This is a genomic window from Thalassolituus sp. LLYu03 (genome assembly GCF_050507655.1).
In the GTDB taxonomy this organism is placed as follows: Bacteria; Pseudomonadota; Gammaproteobacteria; order Pseudomonadales; family Oceanobacteraceae; genus Venatoribacter.
The window spans coordinates 3,571,092-3,589,314 of record NZ_CP191496.1 but is presented as its reverse complement, the minus strand read 5'-3'; the positions used below and the strand labels follow the sequence as shown (position 1 = coordinate 3,589,314).

Annotated in this window: 14 protein-coding genes; 7 read left to right on the top strand and 7 right to left on the bottom strand. The window is 57.5% G+C overall.

Going from position 1 to position 18,223, the window contains the following annotated elements:
- Window positions 1-26: 26 nt before the first annotated feature.
- Window positions 27-2,729 carry a P-loop NTPase fold protein gene (locus ACQUQU_RS15995; RefSeq protein WP_430460704.1) on the bottom strand — a complete coding sequence of 901 codons (2,703 nt, stop codon included), beginning with the start codon at window positions 2,727-2,729 and terminating at the stop codon, window positions 27-29.
- Between the two features lie 40 nt (window positions 2,730-2,769).
- Entirely contained in the window at window positions 2,770-3,321 is a 552-nt protein-coding gene (locus ACQUQU_RS15990; RefSeq protein WP_430460703.1) for a gamma carbonic anhydrase family protein, read from the bottom strand.
- Between the two features lie 101 nt (window positions 3,322-3,422).
- Here ACQUQU_RS15990 and prlC point away from each other — a divergent pair, with 101 nt between their 5' ends.
- From prlC to ACQUQU_RS15965, 5 genes are all read left to right on the top strand, one after another.
- Window positions 3,423-5,465: an oligopeptidase A gene (gene prlC, locus ACQUQU_RS15985; protein ID WP_430460702.1), complete on the top strand. Its 2,043-nt coding sequence runs from the start codon at window positions 3,423-3,425 to the stop codon at window positions 5,463-5,465.
- Window positions 5,465-5,743 (top strand): YheV family putative zinc ribbon protein, encoded by a 279-nt coding sequence (locus tag ACQUQU_RS15980; protein ID WP_430460701.1) that lies wholly within the window; start codon window positions 5,465-5,467, stop codon window positions 5,741-5,743. The genes prlC and ACQUQU_RS15980 overlap by 1 nt, the downstream gene beginning before the upstream one ends.
- Window positions 5,744-6,068: 325 nt before the next feature.
- Window positions 6,069-7,775, top strand: a complete 1,707-nt coding sequence (locus tag ACQUQU_RS15975) for a hypothetical protein (RefSeq protein ID WP_430460700.1) — start codon at window positions 6,069-6,071, stop codon at window positions 7,773-7,775.
- 24 nt (window positions 7,776-7,799) lie between these two features.
- Entirely contained in the window at window positions 7,800-8,405 is a 606-nt protein-coding gene (locus ACQUQU_RS15970; protein WP_430460699.1) for a penicillin-binding protein activator LpoB, read from the top strand.
- Between the two features lie 9 nt (window positions 8,406-8,414).
- Window positions 8,415-9,464 (top strand): LPP20 family lipoprotein, encoded by a 1,050-nt coding sequence (locus tag ACQUQU_RS15965; RefSeq protein ID WP_430460698.1) that lies wholly within the window; start codon window positions 8,415-8,417, stop codon window positions 9,462-9,464.
- Window positions 9,465-9,597: 133 nt separating this feature from the next.
- On the opposite strand, the gene ACQUQU_RS15960 is transcribed toward ACQUQU_RS15965, so the two are convergent.
- The 3 genes from ACQUQU_RS15960 to ACQUQU_RS15950 form a co-directional block, all read right to left on the bottom strand.
- A complete protein-coding gene (locus ACQUQU_RS15960) occupies window positions 9,598-10,194 on the bottom strand; it encodes a YceI family protein (RefSeq protein ID WP_430460697.1) in 597 nt (198 codons plus the stop codon).
- A gap of 126 nt (window positions 10,195-10,320) precedes the next feature.
- Entirely contained in the window at window positions 10,321-10,956 is a 636-nt protein-coding gene (locus ACQUQU_RS15955; protein WP_430460696.1) for a hypothetical protein, read from the bottom strand.
- Window positions 10,957-11,171: 215 nt separating this feature from the next.
- On the bottom strand, window positions 11,172-12,497 hold the full coding sequence (locus ACQUQU_RS15950; RefSeq protein ID WP_430460695.1) for an MATE family efflux transporter: 1,326 nt from the start codon (window positions 12,495-12,497) through the stop codon (window positions 11,172-11,174).
- Window positions 12,498-12,536: 39 nt separating this feature from the next.
- Between ACQUQU_RS15950 and ACQUQU_RS15945 the strand changes: the two genes are divergently transcribed.
- Complete coding sequence (locus tag ACQUQU_RS15945) at window positions 12,537-13,160, top strand: SCO family protein (protein WP_430460694.1); 624 nt, start codon at window positions 12,537-12,539, stop codon at window positions 13,158-13,160.
- On the opposite strand, the gene ACQUQU_RS15940 is transcribed toward ACQUQU_RS15945, so the two are convergent.
- A complete protein-coding gene (locus tag ACQUQU_RS15940) occupies window positions 13,157-13,642 on the bottom strand; it encodes a hypothetical protein (RefSeq protein ID WP_430460693.1) in 486 nt (161 codons plus the stop codon). The genes ACQUQU_RS15945 and ACQUQU_RS15940 overlap by 4 nt on opposite strands.
- A 114-nt stretch (window positions 13,643-13,756) precedes the next feature.
- The gene (locus tag ACQUQU_RS15935) at window positions 13,757-16,378 is read right to left on the bottom strand and encodes a S8 family serine peptidase (protein WP_430460692.1); all 2,622 of its coding nucleotides are present in this window, start codon (window positions 16,376-16,378) and stop codon (window positions 13,757-13,759) included.
- 182 nt (window positions 16,379-16,560) lie between these two features.
- On the opposite strand from ACQUQU_RS15935, the gene ACQUQU_RS15930 reads away from it, so the two are divergent.
- Complete coding sequence (locus ACQUQU_RS15930; protein ID WP_430460691.1) at window positions 16,561-18,075, top strand: YifB family Mg chelatase-like AAA ATPase; 1,515 nt, start codon at window positions 16,561-16,563, stop codon at window positions 18,073-18,075.
- The last annotated feature ends 148 nt before the right edge of the window (window positions 18,076-18,223 follow it).

The window sequence follows — 18,223 nt, the reverse complement described above, 5'->3', positions numbered from 1 at the left end:
GTCTCCCGTTTTATTGAGAAAAACGTTTAGTTATCTTTAATAACTGACTCAAGATCTTTTAGCACTGTGCGGGCATTCTCAGATAGATGCTCCTTGACCTCACCTGAAATCTTCACTAAAGCTGGAATAGTTTTACTGTCACCGCAATAAGTATAAAAACCCTGAATGTCTTCTTTGTGCTCAACAAACAGTAGATTCAGTGCAGAGAGCAGGGTTTCACAGATGGTTAACTTAGTATCGGTATCAGCATCTTTTAATGCTGAGTTGCCCTCTGTAAAAAGGCTGGCAATTCGAAAGTAATTGTAAACGGCGTCTTGTTCTTCAGGTGATGATCGATAGCTAGCTACCCAGCTTGGTACGGCTTCTGTTGAATAGAGTTTCAAAATCAGAGGCTTCAGCAAACCGTCAAAGTAAAGGGATTCACGGTTTACCAGCAGAGACCAGAAATTTTCCGCTAATTGGGAGTATCGACCTTCCTGAAAGAGAGTGCTAAATGTCGGCTCTAGTGCTCGATGAATACTCTTTGCTGTCTCTTCTAGGCAGACGTCAGTGCCTGTTGTCGCTTCAGGTGCAGGCATGTGGTCGAGCAACACATTGAAAACATTAAATCTCAAGCTTTTATAGGAGTGTTGTGAAGTGTCTCCACGGTAAGTAATGATGGCTTTGGTTATTTCAATTATCGGATCTAATGACTGCCAATGACTCTCGACCATGGATTTAAGCAGGTCGTAAATATATCCTTTGTCTAGCTCAAGGTGTTTGTTGTATAGCGTCTCCTCTAATGCACCTGTATCACCTTCAGATATCGCTTTCAAATTACGCAGTAAAAACTGGTCGCTAGGATAACCATTAGTGTTTCCTGAATTTACAATATCAAGGTATTTGTCTGCATTGGAGTTGGTGTCTCTAATTGGCTGAATGTACACCTCAGGATGAGAGTAATTTGTCTCATCCTCCATCAAGTTACATACGTAATAGGCAATCAGATTCTGGTAGTGAGATAGTGATAGTGTTCTTTCATCCCCTATTGGGTTTCCATCAAGCATGGCCTGGGCGCGAAAGATAGGACTACTTACCTTTGTACCTATGGTAAAAGGATTTGGAATTATCGAAGCATCACGAATTGGTCGCATTTTATATTCGCCAATTTGCTTGAGAATATCTCCATCGTGTAATGCCGTTGCATATACCACCAAGTCAAAAATGTGGACTTCACCTTCGAGGTTTTTCCAGCGCTCAAACGCAAACCTCAACACGATCTTTAGTTGCCTCGGATTCGAAAGGCATATTGTTATGGCTTCTAAGAGCTGATTTTTCTCTGATTTTGATTTAATTAGAGAGTCTGGTTTTTCTTCAAGTGGGACCAGATTAAGATCGATAAAAATTCTCTCTTCATCTGGAACAACGTAGTTTATCTTTAGGTAGGGTATTAATGGCTTATCCTCCTTGAGCAGAGAATACTCTAAGCACTGTTTGAGAAATTTTCCGATTATAAGTTTTGGCGTGCGATTAGTCAGTGTTTCTGTGAAATCTGCTAGGCGTGAAACTATTGGTAAGGGAAGACTGTTCTGACTGCCGGTGAATATAAAGCGGACGCTATCCAGATCAGACATTTTATCCAGCATTGCGGCAACTGAAGCTACTAACTTTCGGACGCGAGGGGAGCGATCAATATTTTCAACAACCAGCAGCAACTTCAGATTTTGTCGTTTCAGCAGTGTATTGATACGACCTAGTACCGCGTCAGGCGTGTGTTCACTGATAAACGGCGCAGACAGTTTAAACCAAGGGCTTATTCCATATGCTACTTCAACATATTCTGATGGAACTGAATGAAGACTCGTCGCTTCGATATGCTTGCCGATGTCATCGACAACTTGTGTTAACAGTAACCTATCGAGTTCTTTGGAGTCATCGGATCGCCCCCAACAGTCAAAAGTAGAGATTATCCATGTATCCGGTTCGCTTGCTTTGAGTTCTGAATAAATAAATTCAAGTAAGGTGCTTTTGCCGCTGCCGAATTCGCCATACAAAATCTGACCACGACGACCACTTTGCTCAGTCTCTGCTGTAAGTCTGGCCAGCATGCGTTTGATGTATGCTTCTCGGTTGAAAAAATCAAATCGGGCATTGGGAGTTTCATTTTCAAGCCAGTGCCTGAAGTTATCATCAGAGCACGCACTGAGGTCGATATTTTTTTCTATGACTTCTTTCGAACACGATGTGTCGGTTGGTCTCTTGGCAAAAACACTGAATCTGTAGCTGCCAATAAGAATGAGGCAAAGAAGTACTGAGTGATTCTCAGGGGTAATAGTTCCTGACATCCATGCGCTCGTAACCAGAGCGGAGCTGCCAATAAGCACCGATACATGCAGCGTAGGATAAAGAAGGTTTGCTTTTACGTTAATCGGATTGTGCGGAGAAAGTTGCTTACGCCGGAGACGTGTTGAAAAACGATCTTGTATCTTTGGAATAACCCAGCCAGTGAGAGCTGAGATTATGCAGAGCTGCCAGAACGGTAGTTTGGCTAGTGCGCTCATAGGTTGATGTAGCAATGGTTCGAGCCAATAAAGGACCACTGCCGCAATCAAACCAAGCATAATCCTGTCCAGCCATTGGCAGGCTGTTACACCTAAGCGGCTATTATCAGGAGGGGAAAAAATATAGCTGGAAGTAATCCATTTCCATAAGGATGACAGACTCTTCTTCAGACTGACCTTGCTACCCATATCATTCCCTCGTTGAGCGCAAAGTCAGCAGTGTAACGTCTCAAAGCAGTTTGTCGTATCCCTCCGCCAGATGCTTATCCTTCAGCCGGACATAATTCCCCGCGCCATAGGTAAAAAAGCTGCGTTCTTTTTCGGTAATCGGTCGTGCCTGTTTGGCCGGGTTGCCGACGTATAAGTAACCGCTTTCTAAAACCTTGCCCGGAGTAACCACAGCGCCGGCGGCGACGATCACTTCGTCTTCGACAACAGCGCCGTCCATGATCATGGATTTCATGCCGATCAGTACGCGGTTGCCGATGGTGCAGCCGTGCAGCATGGCCTGGTGGCCTATGGTTACGTCGTCGCCGATGATCAGGGGGTAGCCGCCGGGGTTGTAGTCGGAGGCGTGGGTGATGTGCAGCACACTGCCGTCCTGCACGCTGGTGCGCGCACCAATACGGATGTGGTGCATATCGCCACGGATTACCGCCAGCGGCCATACAGAGCAGTCGTCGCCCATTTCCACGTCGCCAATCACCACGGCGCTGCGGTCAACAAACACGCGCTGGCCGAGTTTCGGGCTATGGCCCTGATAGGTACGGATATCTGCCATGGGCTTCGTGCTCCTGATATGCTGTGCCGATGTTGAATTGGGCTCAATTTGACCCAATTAAAGTGTTCAGCGCTACTGAAATTCAGAACCGGATCATCCCTATGAGCAACCCGCTGTCAGAGAATCACCGCCTGCCGCCGTTTTCGGCCATTAAACCAGAGCACGTAAAGCCAGCCATCGAACAAAGGTTGAACGCCAACCGCGAGCGCGTGCGCGAGCTGCTGGCCAGCGTGCAGAATCCGACCTGGGACAATTTCGTTGCGCCCATGCAGCAGTGGGACGACGAGCTGAATCAGGCCTGGTCGCCGGTGGGGCACTTAAACGGTGTGCTTAACAGCGATGAGCTGCGCGATGCTTACAACGCCTGTCTGCCATTGCTGAGTGCCTACGGCACCGAGATGGGTCAGAACAAAGACCTGTGCAACGCCTATAAAAAACTGCGCGATTCGGCCGAATTTGCGACCCTGAGCAAGGCGCAGCAGAAGGCCATTGATAACGCCCTGCGCGATTTCCATCTGGCCGGTGTCGATCTGCCCGCCGAGAAAAAGGCCCGCTATGGCGAAATCCGTAAGCGTCTGTCGGAGCTGACCAGCAAGTTCGGCGAGAACGTGCTGGATGCCACCAATGCCTGGAGTAAGCTGATCACCGACAAGTCCGAACTGGCCGGTCTGCCGGACAGCGCGCTGGATCTGCTGGCGCAGCAAGCCAAAGCGCACGAACAGCAAGGCTACCGCATCACGCTGGATTTCCCGTCCTATATGCCGGTGCTCACTTACGGTGAAAACCGCACCCTGCGCGAAGAAATGTACCGCGCTTACGTGACCCGTGCGTCCGAGCTGGGTGCCGATGCCGCCCACGACAACAGCGCCAACATGAACGAAATTCTGCAACTGCGTTATGAACTGGCGCAGCTGCTTGGCTTTGAGTCGTACGCCCATTATTCGCTGGCCACCAAAATGGCGCAGTCGCCGGACGAAGTGCTGACCTTCCTCAACGACATGGCGAAGAAAGCCAAGCCACAGGCCGAGCGCGAATTTGCCGAACTGCAGGCCTTTGCTGCTGAACAAGGCTGTGCCGATCTGAAGCCGTGGGATGTGAGTTTCTACAGCGAGAAACTGCGTCAGGCGCGCTACAGCATTTCGCAGGAAGATATCCGTCCGTACCTGCCGGTGGATAAAGCCATCGGCGGCATGTTCGAAGTGGTATCGCGTCTGTACGGCGTTACCTTCGAAGAACAGAAAACCTTCGACACCTACCACCCGGATGCGCGCTTTTTCCATGTGAATAAAGACGGCCAGCAGATTGCGGCCTTCTATCTGGATTTATACGCCCGCGCGAAAAAACGCGGCGGCGCGTGGATGGACGACTGCCGTATCCGTCGTCGTACTGCCGATGGCATTCAGCTGCCGGTGGCTTATCTGGTGTGTAACTTCACGCCGCCGGTGGGCGACAAGCCAGCCCTGCTGACCCACGACGAACTGACCACCCTGTTCCACGAATTCGGTCATGGTCTGCACCACATGATGACCGCCATCGAGGTGCCGGAAGTCAGCGGCATTAACGGCGTGGCCTGGGATGCGGTGGAGCTGCCAAGTCAGTTTATGGAGAACTGGTGCTACGAGCCGGACGCGCTGGCGTTTATTTCCGGTCACTATCAAACCGGCGAACCGCTGCCACAAGCCTTGCTGGATAAACTGCTGGCGGCCAAGCATTTCCAGAGCGCCATGATGACCATGCGCCAGCTGGAATTTGCCCTGTTCGATTTCCGTCTGCACCACGAATATTCCAGCGCCAATCCGGTAAAAGTGCAGGACCTGCTCAACGAAGTGCGTCAGCTGGTCACTGTGGTGCCTGTGGTCGAATTCAACCGCTTCCAGCACAGCTTTACCCACATTTTTGCCGGTGGTTACGCCGCCGGTTATTACAGCTACAAATGGGCGGAAGTGCTGAGCGCCGATGCCTTCTCGCGCTTTGAGGAAGAAGGCATTTTCAACCGTGAAACCGGCGAGAGCTTCCTGCGCGAAATTCTCAGCCAGGGCGGTTCCTGCGAAGCGGCCGAGCTGTTCGAAAACTTCCGCGGCCGTAAGCCGTCGGTGGAACCGCTGCTGCGTCACACCGGCATTGTGGTGGAGGAGGTTGCCTGATGAGCGAAGCCTACAAACGTCCGCGTCGTTTTATTGCCGGTGCCGTGTGCCCGAAATGCAGCGAGATGGACAAGACCGTGATGTACTCCAACGACGCCGGTGACGAAGTGCGCGAATGCGTGGCCTGCGGTTATTCGCAGACCAGCACAGAACAGGCCGCCGAAGACGCCGCCGCCAGTGAACTGGCCACGCGCGTTACGCCGGAAGGCAAAGCCGTGCTGGACGAAGGTGAACAACCGCTGCGTATTCTGGGTGTTTCACCACCTCACAAACACTGACCTGGCCTTTACAAAATATCTTTTGTCAGCCGGGCTTTATGACGGTAAAGTGACAAAATAATCAGCACCATCCGCCGGCCGGTTGACGTAAGGATACGTCACCGGCCGGTTTCGTTTCTGCCATCGCCTGTCTTCTGTCTTTTCTACGCGCAAGCAGGGCTCGTCCGCCGCCGCCATCACGCCTTTTCCCGCAAATCGGGCCGCCGGCCGGAGTCCCGCACTTTTTCCTGATAAGGTTATTCGTTTGCAGGACAAATACATGGTCATGGTGAAGAAAGGCCATTAGACTTACCCGCCGACATCTGAGCAAGGAGCCGCCGTCATCATGAGGACATTGCGCCACCTCACCTTTATTCTGCCCGCCGTGATTATGGCCGGCTGCGCCACCTACGGAGCCGGGGTTACCGGAGCCATTCAGGACGTACAGAAAGGCGATTTCGCCGCGTCCGAAGCCAAATTCAAACAAGCCCTGAAGCCCGATGGTAACGACCGCCTGCTCTACAACCTTGAGCTGGGTGTGGTGAAGCACCTCGAAGGCGATTTCAATGCCAGTAACGGTCTGCTCGATCAGGCCGAACGCATTGCCGAAGATCTGGAAACCATCAGCGTGACCAGTGCGCTGGCGACCATGATGTCGAACCCGCGTCAGGGCCCTTACGGTGGCGCCGACTTCGAGAAGGTGTTCATCAACTACTACAAAGCCCTCAACTATTTCGGTCTGGCGCAGCTGGCGACCACGCGCACCGATTACGAGAATGCGCTGGAAGGTGCCCGTATCGAGTCGCGTCGTCTGATCATTCGTCTGAACGACATCAAAACCCGCAAAGGTTCCTACTCCGAGCAGAAGAGCAAAGATCAGGAAACCTTCACCAAACTGCTGAAAATCTTTGAAAAGCTGCAGGGCAATCTGGTGGACATGGACCGTCTGCAATACCGCGACGACGCCATGGCGCACTACCTGACCGGTATCAGCTTTGAAATGAACCACGAGTACGACGATGCCCGCATCAGCTATCAGAATGCGGCGCAGGCGTATGAAGATGGGTATGCCAAGCAATTCCGTCTGGGCGACGACATTACCCAGCAGGCCTGGTTCGATACCATCCGCATGATGCGCTGGGCCGGTGGTTACGACACCGAGTGGCGTGCGCTGGCGAAGAAGAAACTGAGCAAGACCCGTCAGGCCGAGCTGGACGAGTGGACCAAAGACAAAGCTCAGGTGGTGGTACTTGAGCACAAAGGTCTGGCGCCGCAGCGTCAGGAGATGAACCTCGATCTGTCGGTTAATCCGAGTCTGCGCGCGCTGGAAATCCGGCCGTACTTCCTCAATAACCGCAGTCCGGAACTGGCCTGGTTCTATGTGCTGTACGCCGACAAAAACATCTTCGATGCCGTGACCAATTATCTGGATGCTGCCGAAGTGGGCTACTGGTTCAGCAGCTTCACCAAAACCGTGCCGATCGGTCCGCTGTGGAATACCGCCGACGATATCGGTCTGATCGGTGCGATCGGCAATTCCATGCGCATTACCGTGCCTTACTATGAGCCGGTGAAACCGCTGGGCGAATCGGTACTGCGCATCGACGGCAAAGCCGAGCCTATGATCAAGTCGGCAAACCCGGCCTTGATGGCGGTGCAGGAACAGATGGTCAACGCCGGCACCGACATTCAGCTGGCGCTGGCGCGTTCGTCGCTGAAAGCCATTCTGGCGCAGTCGGCGGCTAACCTGGGCGGTTCCTACGGCAGCCTGCTGGCGTCTGTGGGCAAGCTCACAGCGCAGCTGACCGACGCCGCCGAAACCCGCAACTGGCTGTTGCTGCCGGCGGATATCCGCGTGCGCCGCGAAATTGTTGAGCCGGGTGAACACCAGCTGAACCTCGACTCGCAAATGCTGGGATCTCAGCGTCAGAGCGCGCAACAAAGCGTTTCACTGAAGGCGGGTGATATTCACCTGTGGCGCGTGCGTACACTGCCGCCTTTGGCCGGACAAACTGAGTCCGACGTGAAGAAACTGATTAAAGTCTCCGAATAACGATTGTCTGAAAGGAAGGACACCATGCTGACAAACCTCACCAAACTGACCGCCTGCACCCTGATCGGTGCCTCCGTACTGCTGTCTGCCGGCTGCAGCACCAAAGTGACCCGTCTGGACGCCAATGAAGAAGTGGCGCTGTCGGATCGCTGGAACGCCAAAGACTCCGAACTGGTGGCGACTGAAATGATCAACGACATGCTGTCGTTCCCATGGGCGCGTGACTTCGAGATGGACAACAACCGTCGTCCGACCGTGATCATCTCCCGCATCAGCAACAAGTCGCACGAGCACATTGCCGTCGATACCTTCATCAACGACATCAAGCGCGCCATCATCCGTTCCGGCCGCGCGGGCTTCGTTGCCGGTGGCGATGAGCGTGATGCCGTACGTGATGAGCGCCGCGATCAGGAACTGAACGCCAAAGACGCGAAAGCCATGGGTCAGGAAAAAGCCGCCGACTTCGCTCTGTCCGGCACCATCAACTCACTGGTGGATCAGGTGGGCAAAGAACGTGTCACCTTCTATCAGGTTGACCTGAAGCTGATCGACATGGAAACCAACATGGAAGTGTGGAACGGTCAGAAGAAGATCCAGAAGCTGCAGCAGAAATCCTCCTTCGGATTCTAAGGAGCGCCAGTGAACAAGCGCATTCTGACGGCCATGGTGGCGCTGGGTCTGGTGACCGGACTCAGCAGCGGCTGTATGTCGGGCAATACCCGCCCGGCGAAAGACAGTACCAGCACCAGCAAAAGCGCCCGCACACCTGAGTGGGTCACCCAGCCGCCGCAACAGCGCGGCATGGCCTACGGCGTGGGGTCGATGGAGATCTACGGCGATCCGGCGGCGGCGATCAAACGTGCCACCGAGCTGGCGCGGGTGGATCTGGTGTCGCAACTGAAAGTGACCGTCACCGGTGACTTCAGCAGCGACACCACCGAAATCAGCGGCACCGGTCGCCAGACCGAAGTGATGCGCACCGTACGCAATTACGTGCGCAGTCAGGTGCCGCCGGCCGAGCTGGATGACGCCGCGGTATCCGACACCTACACCGACAGCAAGATCGCTTATGTGCTGGTGGCGCTCGACCGCACTCAGGCCGCTGCGCATCTGCGCCGCGACATTCTGGATGTGGAGCAGGCCATCACCGACATCGGCAATCAGCCAACCTCCGGTACCCGTCTGCAGCAACTGCAGCCGCTGTTACCGGCGCTGAAGCTGTTTGCCAAACGCGAAGGCCTGTCTGAACGTCTGCAGCTGGTGAGCATGGACCGCCGTGCCGCGCCGCTGAGCAGCGAACTGCGGGCATTGCAGGACCGTATCTACGGTCAGATCGACCAGCTGCAGGTTGAGCTGGTGGCGGTGGATAACGGCGCGGTGGAGATCGCCGGTGGTGTTCTGGAAGCGCTGACCGCACAAGGGCTGCGCATTCAGGCCGGTGGCAATGCGGATCTGCGTTTCGAAGTGGCGGCCAGTCTGAGCAACAAAGCCCAGAGTGGTAACCAGTACGTCTTCGTCGACAGCCGCATCACCATTCTCGACGGCAGCGGCCGGGTGCTGAGTTCGTTCAGCAAGCAGGCGAAAGGCGTTTCCGGTCTGCCGGAAGTGGCCCGTCAGAAAGCCGCGCGCGAAGTGGCTACTCTGATCGGCGACGAACTGGCGGTGGCGCTGGTGGATAAAATCCGCTGATTCAGGCGCAGCCCGATGGCTGACACCGGGCGACAACAAAAAGGGAGGCTAAGCCTCCCTTTTTGTTGTCTGCGTTTCCTATTCTTTGCGTTTCGTTGTTACCCGCGTTTCTTTGTTACCTGCATTTCGAGGGTCAGGTCTGGGCCTGACGCACCCCTTCAAAGAAAAACTCCAGCATGACGTCGCCGGAACCCACCGCCGGGCCGGCATCAATGCCGTAGTCGCTCATGCGCACCACAGTGACGCCTTCGAAGCCCATGCGGCCGTTGCCCTGCGCGTCGGTGGTGGCGCCGATCTGGCGTACCGGCAGACTGATGGCGCGGGTGACGCCGTGCAGGGTCAGCTCACCGCTCAGTTTGCCGTCGTTATCCAGATTGGCTTTGAAAGCGGTGCTGTGGAAACGGGCGCTGGCGAAGGTGGCGGTGTCGAGTACCGACTTGCTGCGCAGAAACTCGTCACGGGCGCTCTGGTTGGTATCGATGCTGGCCGGGTCCAGCGTCACGTCGGCCGAGGTCTGTTCCGGGGCGGCCGGGTCCCAGGCGAACTGGCCGCTGAAATGGTTGAAGCGGCCCGTCACCCAGCTCACGCCCAGATGCTGTATGCGGAAGTTCACGGACGATAAATCGGGGTCGATGCGGTAGACATCGGCGAACGCAGAAACGGAAAACAAAGCAGTGGTTGCCGCGCTCAGCAGAGCGGCGACCAGCGTCGTACGGCGGAAGGTTTTCATGCAGAACTCCTGTGAAGGAAGGGCCCGCAGGCCAACGGCGCTATGACCGGCCTGCGCGGCTGAAGTTCTGAGAGAGAGCGGGGCAGGCCCGGTGGCCTGCGGCAAAGAAGCTGTCGGTAGCCTTGATCAGATCAGATTGCTCATCAGGCCCATTTCGCCGGACAGGGACGGCCAGCGCTGCCAGATCTGGATCAGGTTGCTGGTTTCGCGGCGGGCGATAAAGGCTTTGAATTCCTGACTCTGGAAGGCTTTCTGCTGGCTGAACAGGCGGCGGTTAGCGGCATCGACCAGAGCATCCAGATCGTTCGCAAACGGCTCGCCGATCAGGGTGTGCACAATCACGTTGGCCAGCGTCATATCCATTGGGATCAGCGGCTGACCGACGCGGAACACGTAGGATTCGTTCACTTCTTCTAACAGACGATGGGCCAGATAGGCTTTGTACATCAGGCTGGCCAGACCGGCATCGCCAGCCACCGCCTGCGGCGGCGTGATGAAAAACTCGCGGGCAATCTGCACCACTGGCTGAACGTAGGCGGTCAGGCCGGTTTCAGCGGCGGCGTCACTCAGGTCGTCGAGCATGGGCGGAACGTCTTCGATATAGCGGATCACGAAATCCAGCAACCGGGCGGCGGCCTCGTCCTGCGGCAGGTCGACAATGCGCGCGACCTGATCGGCTTTGGCTGCCAGCGCGTTCTGCAGAAGGTGGGTTGCGGCCTCGTCGCTGATGGCCTCGATGATCTGTTGTCTGATTACTTCCATGGACTGACTGCCTCTTTCCAATCTGCCTTGTTGGATATGCCTTTCACGCTAAGAGTTCGACGGATTTTCGGCAATATCTGAATGCGGCACTGCTTAGACTGAATTGATCTGAGTATTTGATGTTTAAAAAATATCTTTAAAAATCAGTATCTTAGATCGTTATTTTCTGTCGACATTGGAAAGTATAGTAAAGTTTGACACCCCATCCAGCCCGTTTACATAAAATTTTGAGGACGGGTAAAAAGCGTCAGAAATCTGCCACTGACGAACGCGGCCCGGGCCAGCAGGAAGCCGAAAAAGGCCAGCCACAGCCCCTCATTCCCCAGCATTTGCAGGCTGTACCAGAGTGGCAGAAACACCAGCAGCGCGGCGGCGATCATGGCGTTGCGCATGGCGTCGGTGGCCTGAGCACCGATCAGCACACCGTCCAGCCAGAAACTCGGGAAGCCCGCCAGCGGCAGCAGAATCAGGAACCACTGGTACTGCTCCAGCACCGGCAGCAGCTGCGGGTTGTCGGTCAGCAGAGGCCAGATATCCGCGCCTGCCAGCAGCAGAAGCCCGGACATGGCCAGCGCCATCAGCAACATATTCACGCCGGTCAGACGCAGAGTGCGCTGCACATCGGCTGCAGAACCGCGCCCCAGCGCCTGCCCGGTCAGGGTTTCGGCGGCATGGGCGAATCCGTCCAGAGCGTTGGAAATGAGCAACAGCAGGCTGATAAAGACCGCGTTCGCCGCCAGTACCAGCTCGCCGGCCCGGGCGCCCTGCGCGGTAAAAAATACCAGCACGGCCAGCAGGCAGAGGGTACGTACAAACAGCTGACGGTTGATGCGCAGCATGGGCCGCAAGCGTTCCAGCCCCGGCCAGCGGCCGGGCCCGCGCAAACCCTGCCGGTGCGCCAGCCAGAGGGCGAGGCCGGTGCCGCTGTAGTCGGCCAGCACACTGCCCAACGCCACGCCATCACTGGTCATGCCCAGCCCGAAGACCAACAGGTAATCGAGCAGTGCGTTGACCAGATTGGCGACGGTCAGCACCAGCAAGGGCATGCGGGTCTGACCAAGGCCGATAAACCAGCCGGTGAGGGCGTACTGGGCCAGCACTGCCGGCGCCGCCAGCAGGCGGATCTGCAAATAGGTTGCGGCCGCCTGTTCGGTCGCAGCGGTCGCGCCCATGAGTGGCAGCAGCACCGGCACCAGAATAATCGCCGCACTCAGGACCATCAGCAGCACCGGAGCGCTGAGCCACAACGCCTGTTGCAGCACCTGCAGCACGTCCGCCTGACGGCCGCTGGCACGGGCGGTCAGTGCTGTGGTGCCCATGCGCAGAAAACCGAAGCTCCACAGCAACAGGGTGAACAACTGCGCGCCGATGGCGACCGCACCCAGATGCCTGGCATCACTCAGGTGACCGAGAATGGCAGTGTCCACCAGACCGAGCAGCGGCACCGTGATGTTGCTCAGCATCACCGGCCAGGCCAGCGTCAGGATGCGGCGTTGTGTCACAGGGGAATCCAGTGCCGCAACCGGGTATGGCTGAGTCATGGCTGATATACTCCCGGCCAGAATTCTGGGGTGAAGACGATGAAAAAAGCGATTGTACTGGCATTGCTGCTCTCAGGCGCGCTGATGGCCGGATGGCTGGCCGGCAAACAGAACCGTGGTGCTGTCTGGTGGACGGCGGCGCCTGCCTTACCCGAGGGGGTTGTGCTGTTTACTGAGCCCTTGCCGGTGCATCCGTTCGAATTTACCGATCAGCACGGGCAGGCGGTGACGTCCACCGGCCTGCAGGGACGGAATCTGCTGGTGTTCTTTGGCTATACCTTCTGCCCGGACATTTGTCCGACCACGCTGATGGACCTCAGCCGTACCTGGAAGCAGTTGCCGGACCCGGTGCGCGCTCAGTATCAGGTGGTGCTGGTGTCGATTGACCCACAGCGGGATACGCCCGAGGCGCTGGCGCCGTACGTGGGGTATTTCAATCCGGAGTTTTTGGCGCTGACCGGGAATCCGCTGGCGTTGGCGCGGCTGGCGGCTGACCTGAATGCCGTGTATCAGAAAGTGGACCGCGGCGAGTCGGCCTATCTGATGGATCACAGTGCCAATCTGGCGATTGTGGATAAAGACGGCCGCTACAAGGGCTACATAGCCCCTCCGCATTCGGCCAGCCGTATGGTGCCTGTGCTGGAGTCGCTGGCTCAGCCTTAAAAGCGTTTTGCGGATGGGGCCGTGCGGGCGTCCGTGTTCTCGCCGTTAGGCTCCTGATATTCATCGCTGCCCGGTTCTGTTGCATCGCTGCTCAGCTCTTGGGCTTCATCGCCACCCGGCTCTTGGCCGTCATCGCTGAACGCGGTCATCGCCTGATTCAGCGTACTTTCCGGGCACCGGCCCTGATATTCCAGCCAGTGCATGGTATTACCCACGACATAGACCGAGCCGGATACCAGTGCCGAACCGGCTGAGATCAGGCCGCTCACCACCAGAAACGCCGCCTGACAATGGGCATCACTCCCACAGTTCACCCTGCCACTGCCAGAGTCGAACAGCCCTTCTGAGCGCAGCTCGACCTTACGCCAGGACATCTCGCAATTCTGATAATGCACATCGCGGTAGACAGGTTTTACGGTACAGCCCGAAAGAACCAGCAGCGACGTTAGCGCAGCGAGTAACGACGGCCAGCGGCTGGCCATATGGGGCAAGCAATACCTGCGGGATGAGGATGACAGCAGCCGTGCCATGTGGATTTCCTTAAAAAGAGTTTGCCTCAGTGCATTAGCCGGCACTGAGGCTGAACCTTTACTGAATCACTCAGCAACCGCTTTGCTGGCGGTCGATGCGCTGTCGGCGGTTTTACCACTCACCGCCGCGCGGCTCATGGCACTGGCGCTGGCGGAAGAGCCGCTGGTCAGGTTCACCAGAAAATCGATGTCGCTGACATTGCCGCTGACGCTGATGGTCTGGATGGCGCCGATGTTCGGGTAAGCGCCGCAGGTTTCACCCGTCTGGCAGATATAACCATCGACGTCGATATCGGAACCGGCCACCACATGATAATTGCCCGCCGGCACGCCACTGATGACATAGCTGCCGTCGCTGTTGGCGAATACCGCCGCGGTCACGCAGTCGCTGTCGGTGCAATCGGCGTCTTCCAGCAACACGTACTGCTGAGTGAGTGTCTCGCTGGCGCTTGCGGTTCCCACCTGCAGATACACATCCACTTCGACCACGCTGCCGCTGTCGTCGGTGGCGGTAATGGTGGCGGTGTACGAACCGTCTTCAAGGCCGTCACGGCTGACGGTGGCGGTATAAGTGCCCAGACCGTCGCTGCCCACGGACGTGGAGGCCAGGCTCAGCCAGTCGGCGTCGTCAGTCACCGACGTTACATCGGCGGTACCGCCACCGCCATTGCTCAGATCGAAGGTCAGGCTGGTGCTGGACGAGCCGAACAGCAGGCTCGACGGATCACTCTGCAATGACACCGGCAACTCCGGCAGGGTGCCGCCGTTGTCGAGCTTCAGCGCTTCGGTCACCGCCAGATACGCATCGATCAGGCCGTAGCCGTACTGGTTATCGCGGGCGCACGTTGTGTCGTTCGCTTTGCTGGTGATTTTGCAGGTGCTGATCAGGGTGGTGACGTCGCTGCTGGTCAGTGACGGATACACAGACTTCATCAGGGCAATCACGCCGGCCACATGCGGGCTGGCCATCGACGTGCCCTGCATCTGATAGTTGTAAGACGCCTGACGGCTGCCGCTGCTGTCATCGACATAGGTACTCATGATGCCGTCCGCGCGGAAGTCGTGGTTGGCATCGGCGCTGGCATCGCCGCCCGGTGCGGCGACATCGATGGTGGAGCCGAAGTTGGAGTAATACGACAGCTCGTCGTTGTAGTCGGTGGCGCTGACGGATATCACGCCGTCGTAGGCGGCCGGGTAGAAGGGCGCACTGGTCGATGAGTTACCCGCCGCGGCCACGATAATAACCCCGGCATTAATGGCGGCCGTGTATGCCTGTTGTTCGGCATTGGACGACGACTCACCACCCAGACTCAGGTTGATGATGTCGGCTCGGGTGGTGGGTACGGTACCGCTGTCGTTGCTGAGACCGGCGGCATAGCGCACGCCCTGAATGATGTCGTAGGTGGTGCCGCCGTCCTGACCCAGCACACGGATCGGCATGATTTTGGCGCTCCAGGCCACGCCGACACCGCCTTTGCTGTTGCCTTTCACCGCCGCAACCGTGCCGGAAACGTGGGTGCCGTGCCAGCTGCTCTGACCGGCAATGCTGCTGTCGCCCGGGTCATCCGGGTTGCTGTCGATACCATTACCGTCGCGGGCGGTAGAGGTGTCTGAAATAAAGTCGTAACCGCTGATCAGGTTGTCGGCCAGATCTTCGTGGGCCAGGTACACACCGGTATCTATCACGGCAACGATCACGTCACTGCCCTGACTCAGATCCCAGGCCGCCGGCAGATTGATGTTGCGGTAGTGCCACTGCTGGGCGTATTTGGGGTCGGTTGGCGTGGTCGACAGCGGTTTGCGGATGTAGTTGGGTTCGGCGTATTCGACGCCGTCTTCCGCACTCAGACGCTTGATATCAATCAGCGTCTGGCGCTTTTCCCACAGGGTTTCGCTGAGGGCGCGCAGCGGGTCTGTGTCTGCAGCGGCCAACGCGGACACGTTTGTCCGGCTTAAGGTGACCAGATCGGGACCGCCCTGACTGCTCTGGACGCTGGCGATGCTCATGCCGGCGGCCTTGGCCGATGCTGCAGTGCTGCCGCTGGTTTTCATGATGACCTGATTCGCCACGAAGTCGTCAGGCGCGGCGACTGCGGCGGTGGCATCCGCCGACAGGAGTTGCAGCACGTATTTCGACTGGCCGCTGAAGGCGCGGACGTTAATCAGATAATCGCCATCGGCCGGCACGGTGAGGGTTTCGTACTGAGCGAAAAAGGAATCTGAGCCGGTAACCGGCGTGTTGGTGTCGCTGGGGGTGAACAGATACAGGTCGAGATCACCACGTGGTGTCGAGATATCGTTGCCGTTGTAATCCACGACCTGAAGCTGAATAACCTGGCCGGCCTGCAGCGACGCGCTGAAATAGTCGTCGGTATCGCCGCTGTCGGCAAAGCGCTCGGTAGAGGCGTCGCCACTGAAGCGTCCTCCGGTACCGCTGTCGGAGGCGTAGCCGTGCACAGTGGCGATGTTGGCCAGCGCCTGCGGAGCGACAGGGTTACTGTTGCTGGTGTAGCTGGCGTAAATGTCGTTCACATCCGAATCGACGGTAATACCGGCCGGTGCGATCAGGGTGCCCGAAATGGTGAAGTTTCCGTCACCAGAGGTGCTGCTGCCGCCGGTCAGACAGCCGCTGAGCAGCACAGACGAGAGGGTTGGCAACAGAATCAGGCGGGTAGTCAGCGGCTTCATACAATGTCCCTTAACGAAAGCTGATCAACATTCTAACCAGTCTGGCCTGATTTGCCTGCCCGGATTTCCGTAAACAGCGGGTAAGTGGGCGGAATTGGGGGATGACTCACGTTTGTGACTGATACCGGCCCCCGTGCTGATGCTTTACCCTGAATCCGACAGCAACAGGCAAAGGAATGCTTATGTCGTTAGCGCGCGTTCACACCCGTGCCCAGCTGGGCATTGACGCCCCGGCGGTGGTGGTCGAAGTCCATCTGTCCAGCGGCCTGCCGGCCATGAGTCTGGTCGGTCTGCCGGAAACCGCAGTGCGTGAGAGCAAAGACCGGGTCCGCAGCGCCCTGATCAACAGCCAGTTCGAATTTCCCGCCAAACGCATCACCGTCAATCTGGCACCGGCCGATCTGCCCAAAGAAGGCGGCCGCTACGATCTGGCGATTGCGCTGGGCATTCTGGCCGCGTCCGGTCAGGTACCGGCCAGTGCGCTGGACGGATATGAATTCATCGGCGAACTCACGTTGGGCGGTGAATTACGCGCAGTCCCCGGCGTATTGCCCTGCGCTCTGCAGAGTGCCGCTGCCGGACGTGTGCTGGTGTTGCCCGAGGCGAGCGCCGCGGAGGCCGCCTTGTGTTCGCAGGCCGATTGCCGGGCAGCCGCCGGATTGCTGCAGGTAACCGCCTTTTTGCATGGACAAGCCACACTGGAACCGGTGCAGGCACAACCTGAAGCCGCCGCTGAGGTTCGGACGCTGCAGGATCTGGCCGACGTGCGCGGCCAGCCGCAGGCACGGCGGGCGCTCGAAATTGCCGCCGCCGGTGGCCACAACCTGCTGTTTATCGGTCCGCCGGGCACAGGCAAAACCATGCTCGCCAGCCGGTTGCCGGGCATCCTGCCGCCCATGAGCGAAGACGAAGCGCTGGTGGCGGCGTCGGTCTGCTCCATCAGCCATCAGGTCACCGACTGGGCGCGCCTGTGGCGGGTGCGGCCGTTCCGCGCCCCGCACCACACGGCGTCGGGTGTCGCGCTGGTGGGCGGTGGCACCACGCCGAGGCCGGGGGAGATTTCACTGGCCCATGGTGGGGTTCTGTTTCTGGATGAGTTGCCGGAGTTCAGCCGTAAAGTGCTGGATGTGCTGCGCGAGCCGCTGGAAAGCGGGCGCATTGTCATCAGCCGCGCCAGCCGCTCAATCACCTTCCCAGCTCAGTTTCAGCTGATCGCGGCCATGAACCCGTGCCCGTGTGGTTATTTCGGGGATCCGTCCGGCCGTTGCCGCTGCACGCTGGAACAGATCCGCCGCTATCAGGGACAAACCTCCGGACCCTTGCTCGACCGCATTGATCTGCACATCGAGGTTCCGCCCATGCCGCCGGCGCTGTTGCAGCAGGCGCCGGCCGGGGAGAGCTCGGCTGCGGTGCAGCAGCGGGTCATGGCCGCCCGCGAGCGCCAGCTGCAACGTCAGGGGTGCACCAATGCCCTGTTGTCGGGTCAGCAGCGTGATGACATGTGCCGGCTTGAGAGCAGCGACAGCGACTGGCTGCTGACTGCACTCGAACGTCTGCAGTTGTCGGCCCGGGGTTTCCACCGGGTGCTGAAACTGGCGCGCACCATCGCCGACATGGAGGCCGCTGAATGCATTCAACGGCCGCATCTTATGGAGGCGCTGGGCTACCGGTCGCTCGACCGCTACCGCTCCGGATGAATATTGATCACTTTGTCAATATTGCTCATGTCAGCCACCGGATTTCAATTCTTCCTTTGGTTTGACGTGCACTCGGTCGCAGAACCGGCAACTGGCCTGATGTAATTATTGATTAAGTAAATATTAATGGAATGATCGCGCCCCATAC

Excerpts from the sequence above, each read along its gene's own strand:
- ACQUQU_RS15995 (WP_430460704.1), bottom strand. The coding sequence starts at position 2,729 with ATGGGTAGCAAGGTCAGTCTGAAGAAGAGTCTGTCATCCTTATGGAAA.
- ACQUQU_RS15990 (WP_430460703.1), bottom strand. The coding sequence starts at position 3,321 with ATGGCAGATATCCGTACCTATCAGGGCCATAGCCCGAAACTCGGCCAG.
- prlC (WP_430460702.1), top strand. The coding sequence starts at position 3,423 with ATGAGCAACCCGCTGTCAGAGAATCACCGCCTGCCGCCGTTTTCGGCC.
- ACQUQU_RS15980 (WP_430460701.1), top strand. The coding sequence starts at position 5,465 with ATGAGCGAAGCCTACAAACGTCCGCGTCGTTTTATTGCCGGTGCCGTG.
- ACQUQU_RS15975 (WP_430460700.1), top strand. The coding sequence starts at position 6,069 with ATGAGGACATTGCGCCACCTCACCTTTATTCTGCCCGCCGTGATTATG.
- ACQUQU_RS15970 (WP_430460699.1), top strand. The coding sequence starts at position 7,800 with ATGCTGACAAACCTCACCAAACTGACCGCCTGCACCCTGATCGGTGCC.
- ACQUQU_RS15960 (WP_430460697.1), bottom strand. The coding sequence starts at position 10,194 with ATGAAAACCTTCCGCCGTACGACGCTGGTCGCCGCTCTGCTGAGCGCG.
- ACQUQU_RS15955 (WP_430460696.1), bottom strand. The coding sequence starts at position 10,956 with ATGGAAGTAATCAGACAACAGATCATCGAGGCCATCAGCGACGAGGCC.
- ACQUQU_RS15950 (WP_430460695.1), bottom strand. The coding sequence starts at position 12,497 with ATGACTCAGCCATACCCGGTTGCGGCACTGGATTCCCCTGTGACACAA.
- ACQUQU_RS15945 (WP_430460694.1), top strand. The coding sequence starts at position 12,537 with ATGAAAAAAGCGATTGTACTGGCATTGCTGCTCTCAGGCGCGCTGATG.
- ACQUQU_RS15940 (WP_430460693.1), bottom strand. The coding sequence starts at position 13,642 with ATGGCCAGCCGCTGGCCGTCGTTACTCGCTGCGCTAACGTCGCTGCTG.
- ACQUQU_RS15935 (WP_430460692.1), bottom strand. The coding sequence starts at position 16,378 with ATGAAGCCGCTGACTACCCGCCTGATTCTGTTGCCAACCCTCTCGTCT.
- ACQUQU_RS15930 (WP_430460691.1), top strand. The coding sequence starts at position 16,561 with ATGTCGTTAGCGCGCGTTCACACCCGTGCCCAGCTGGGCATTGACGCC.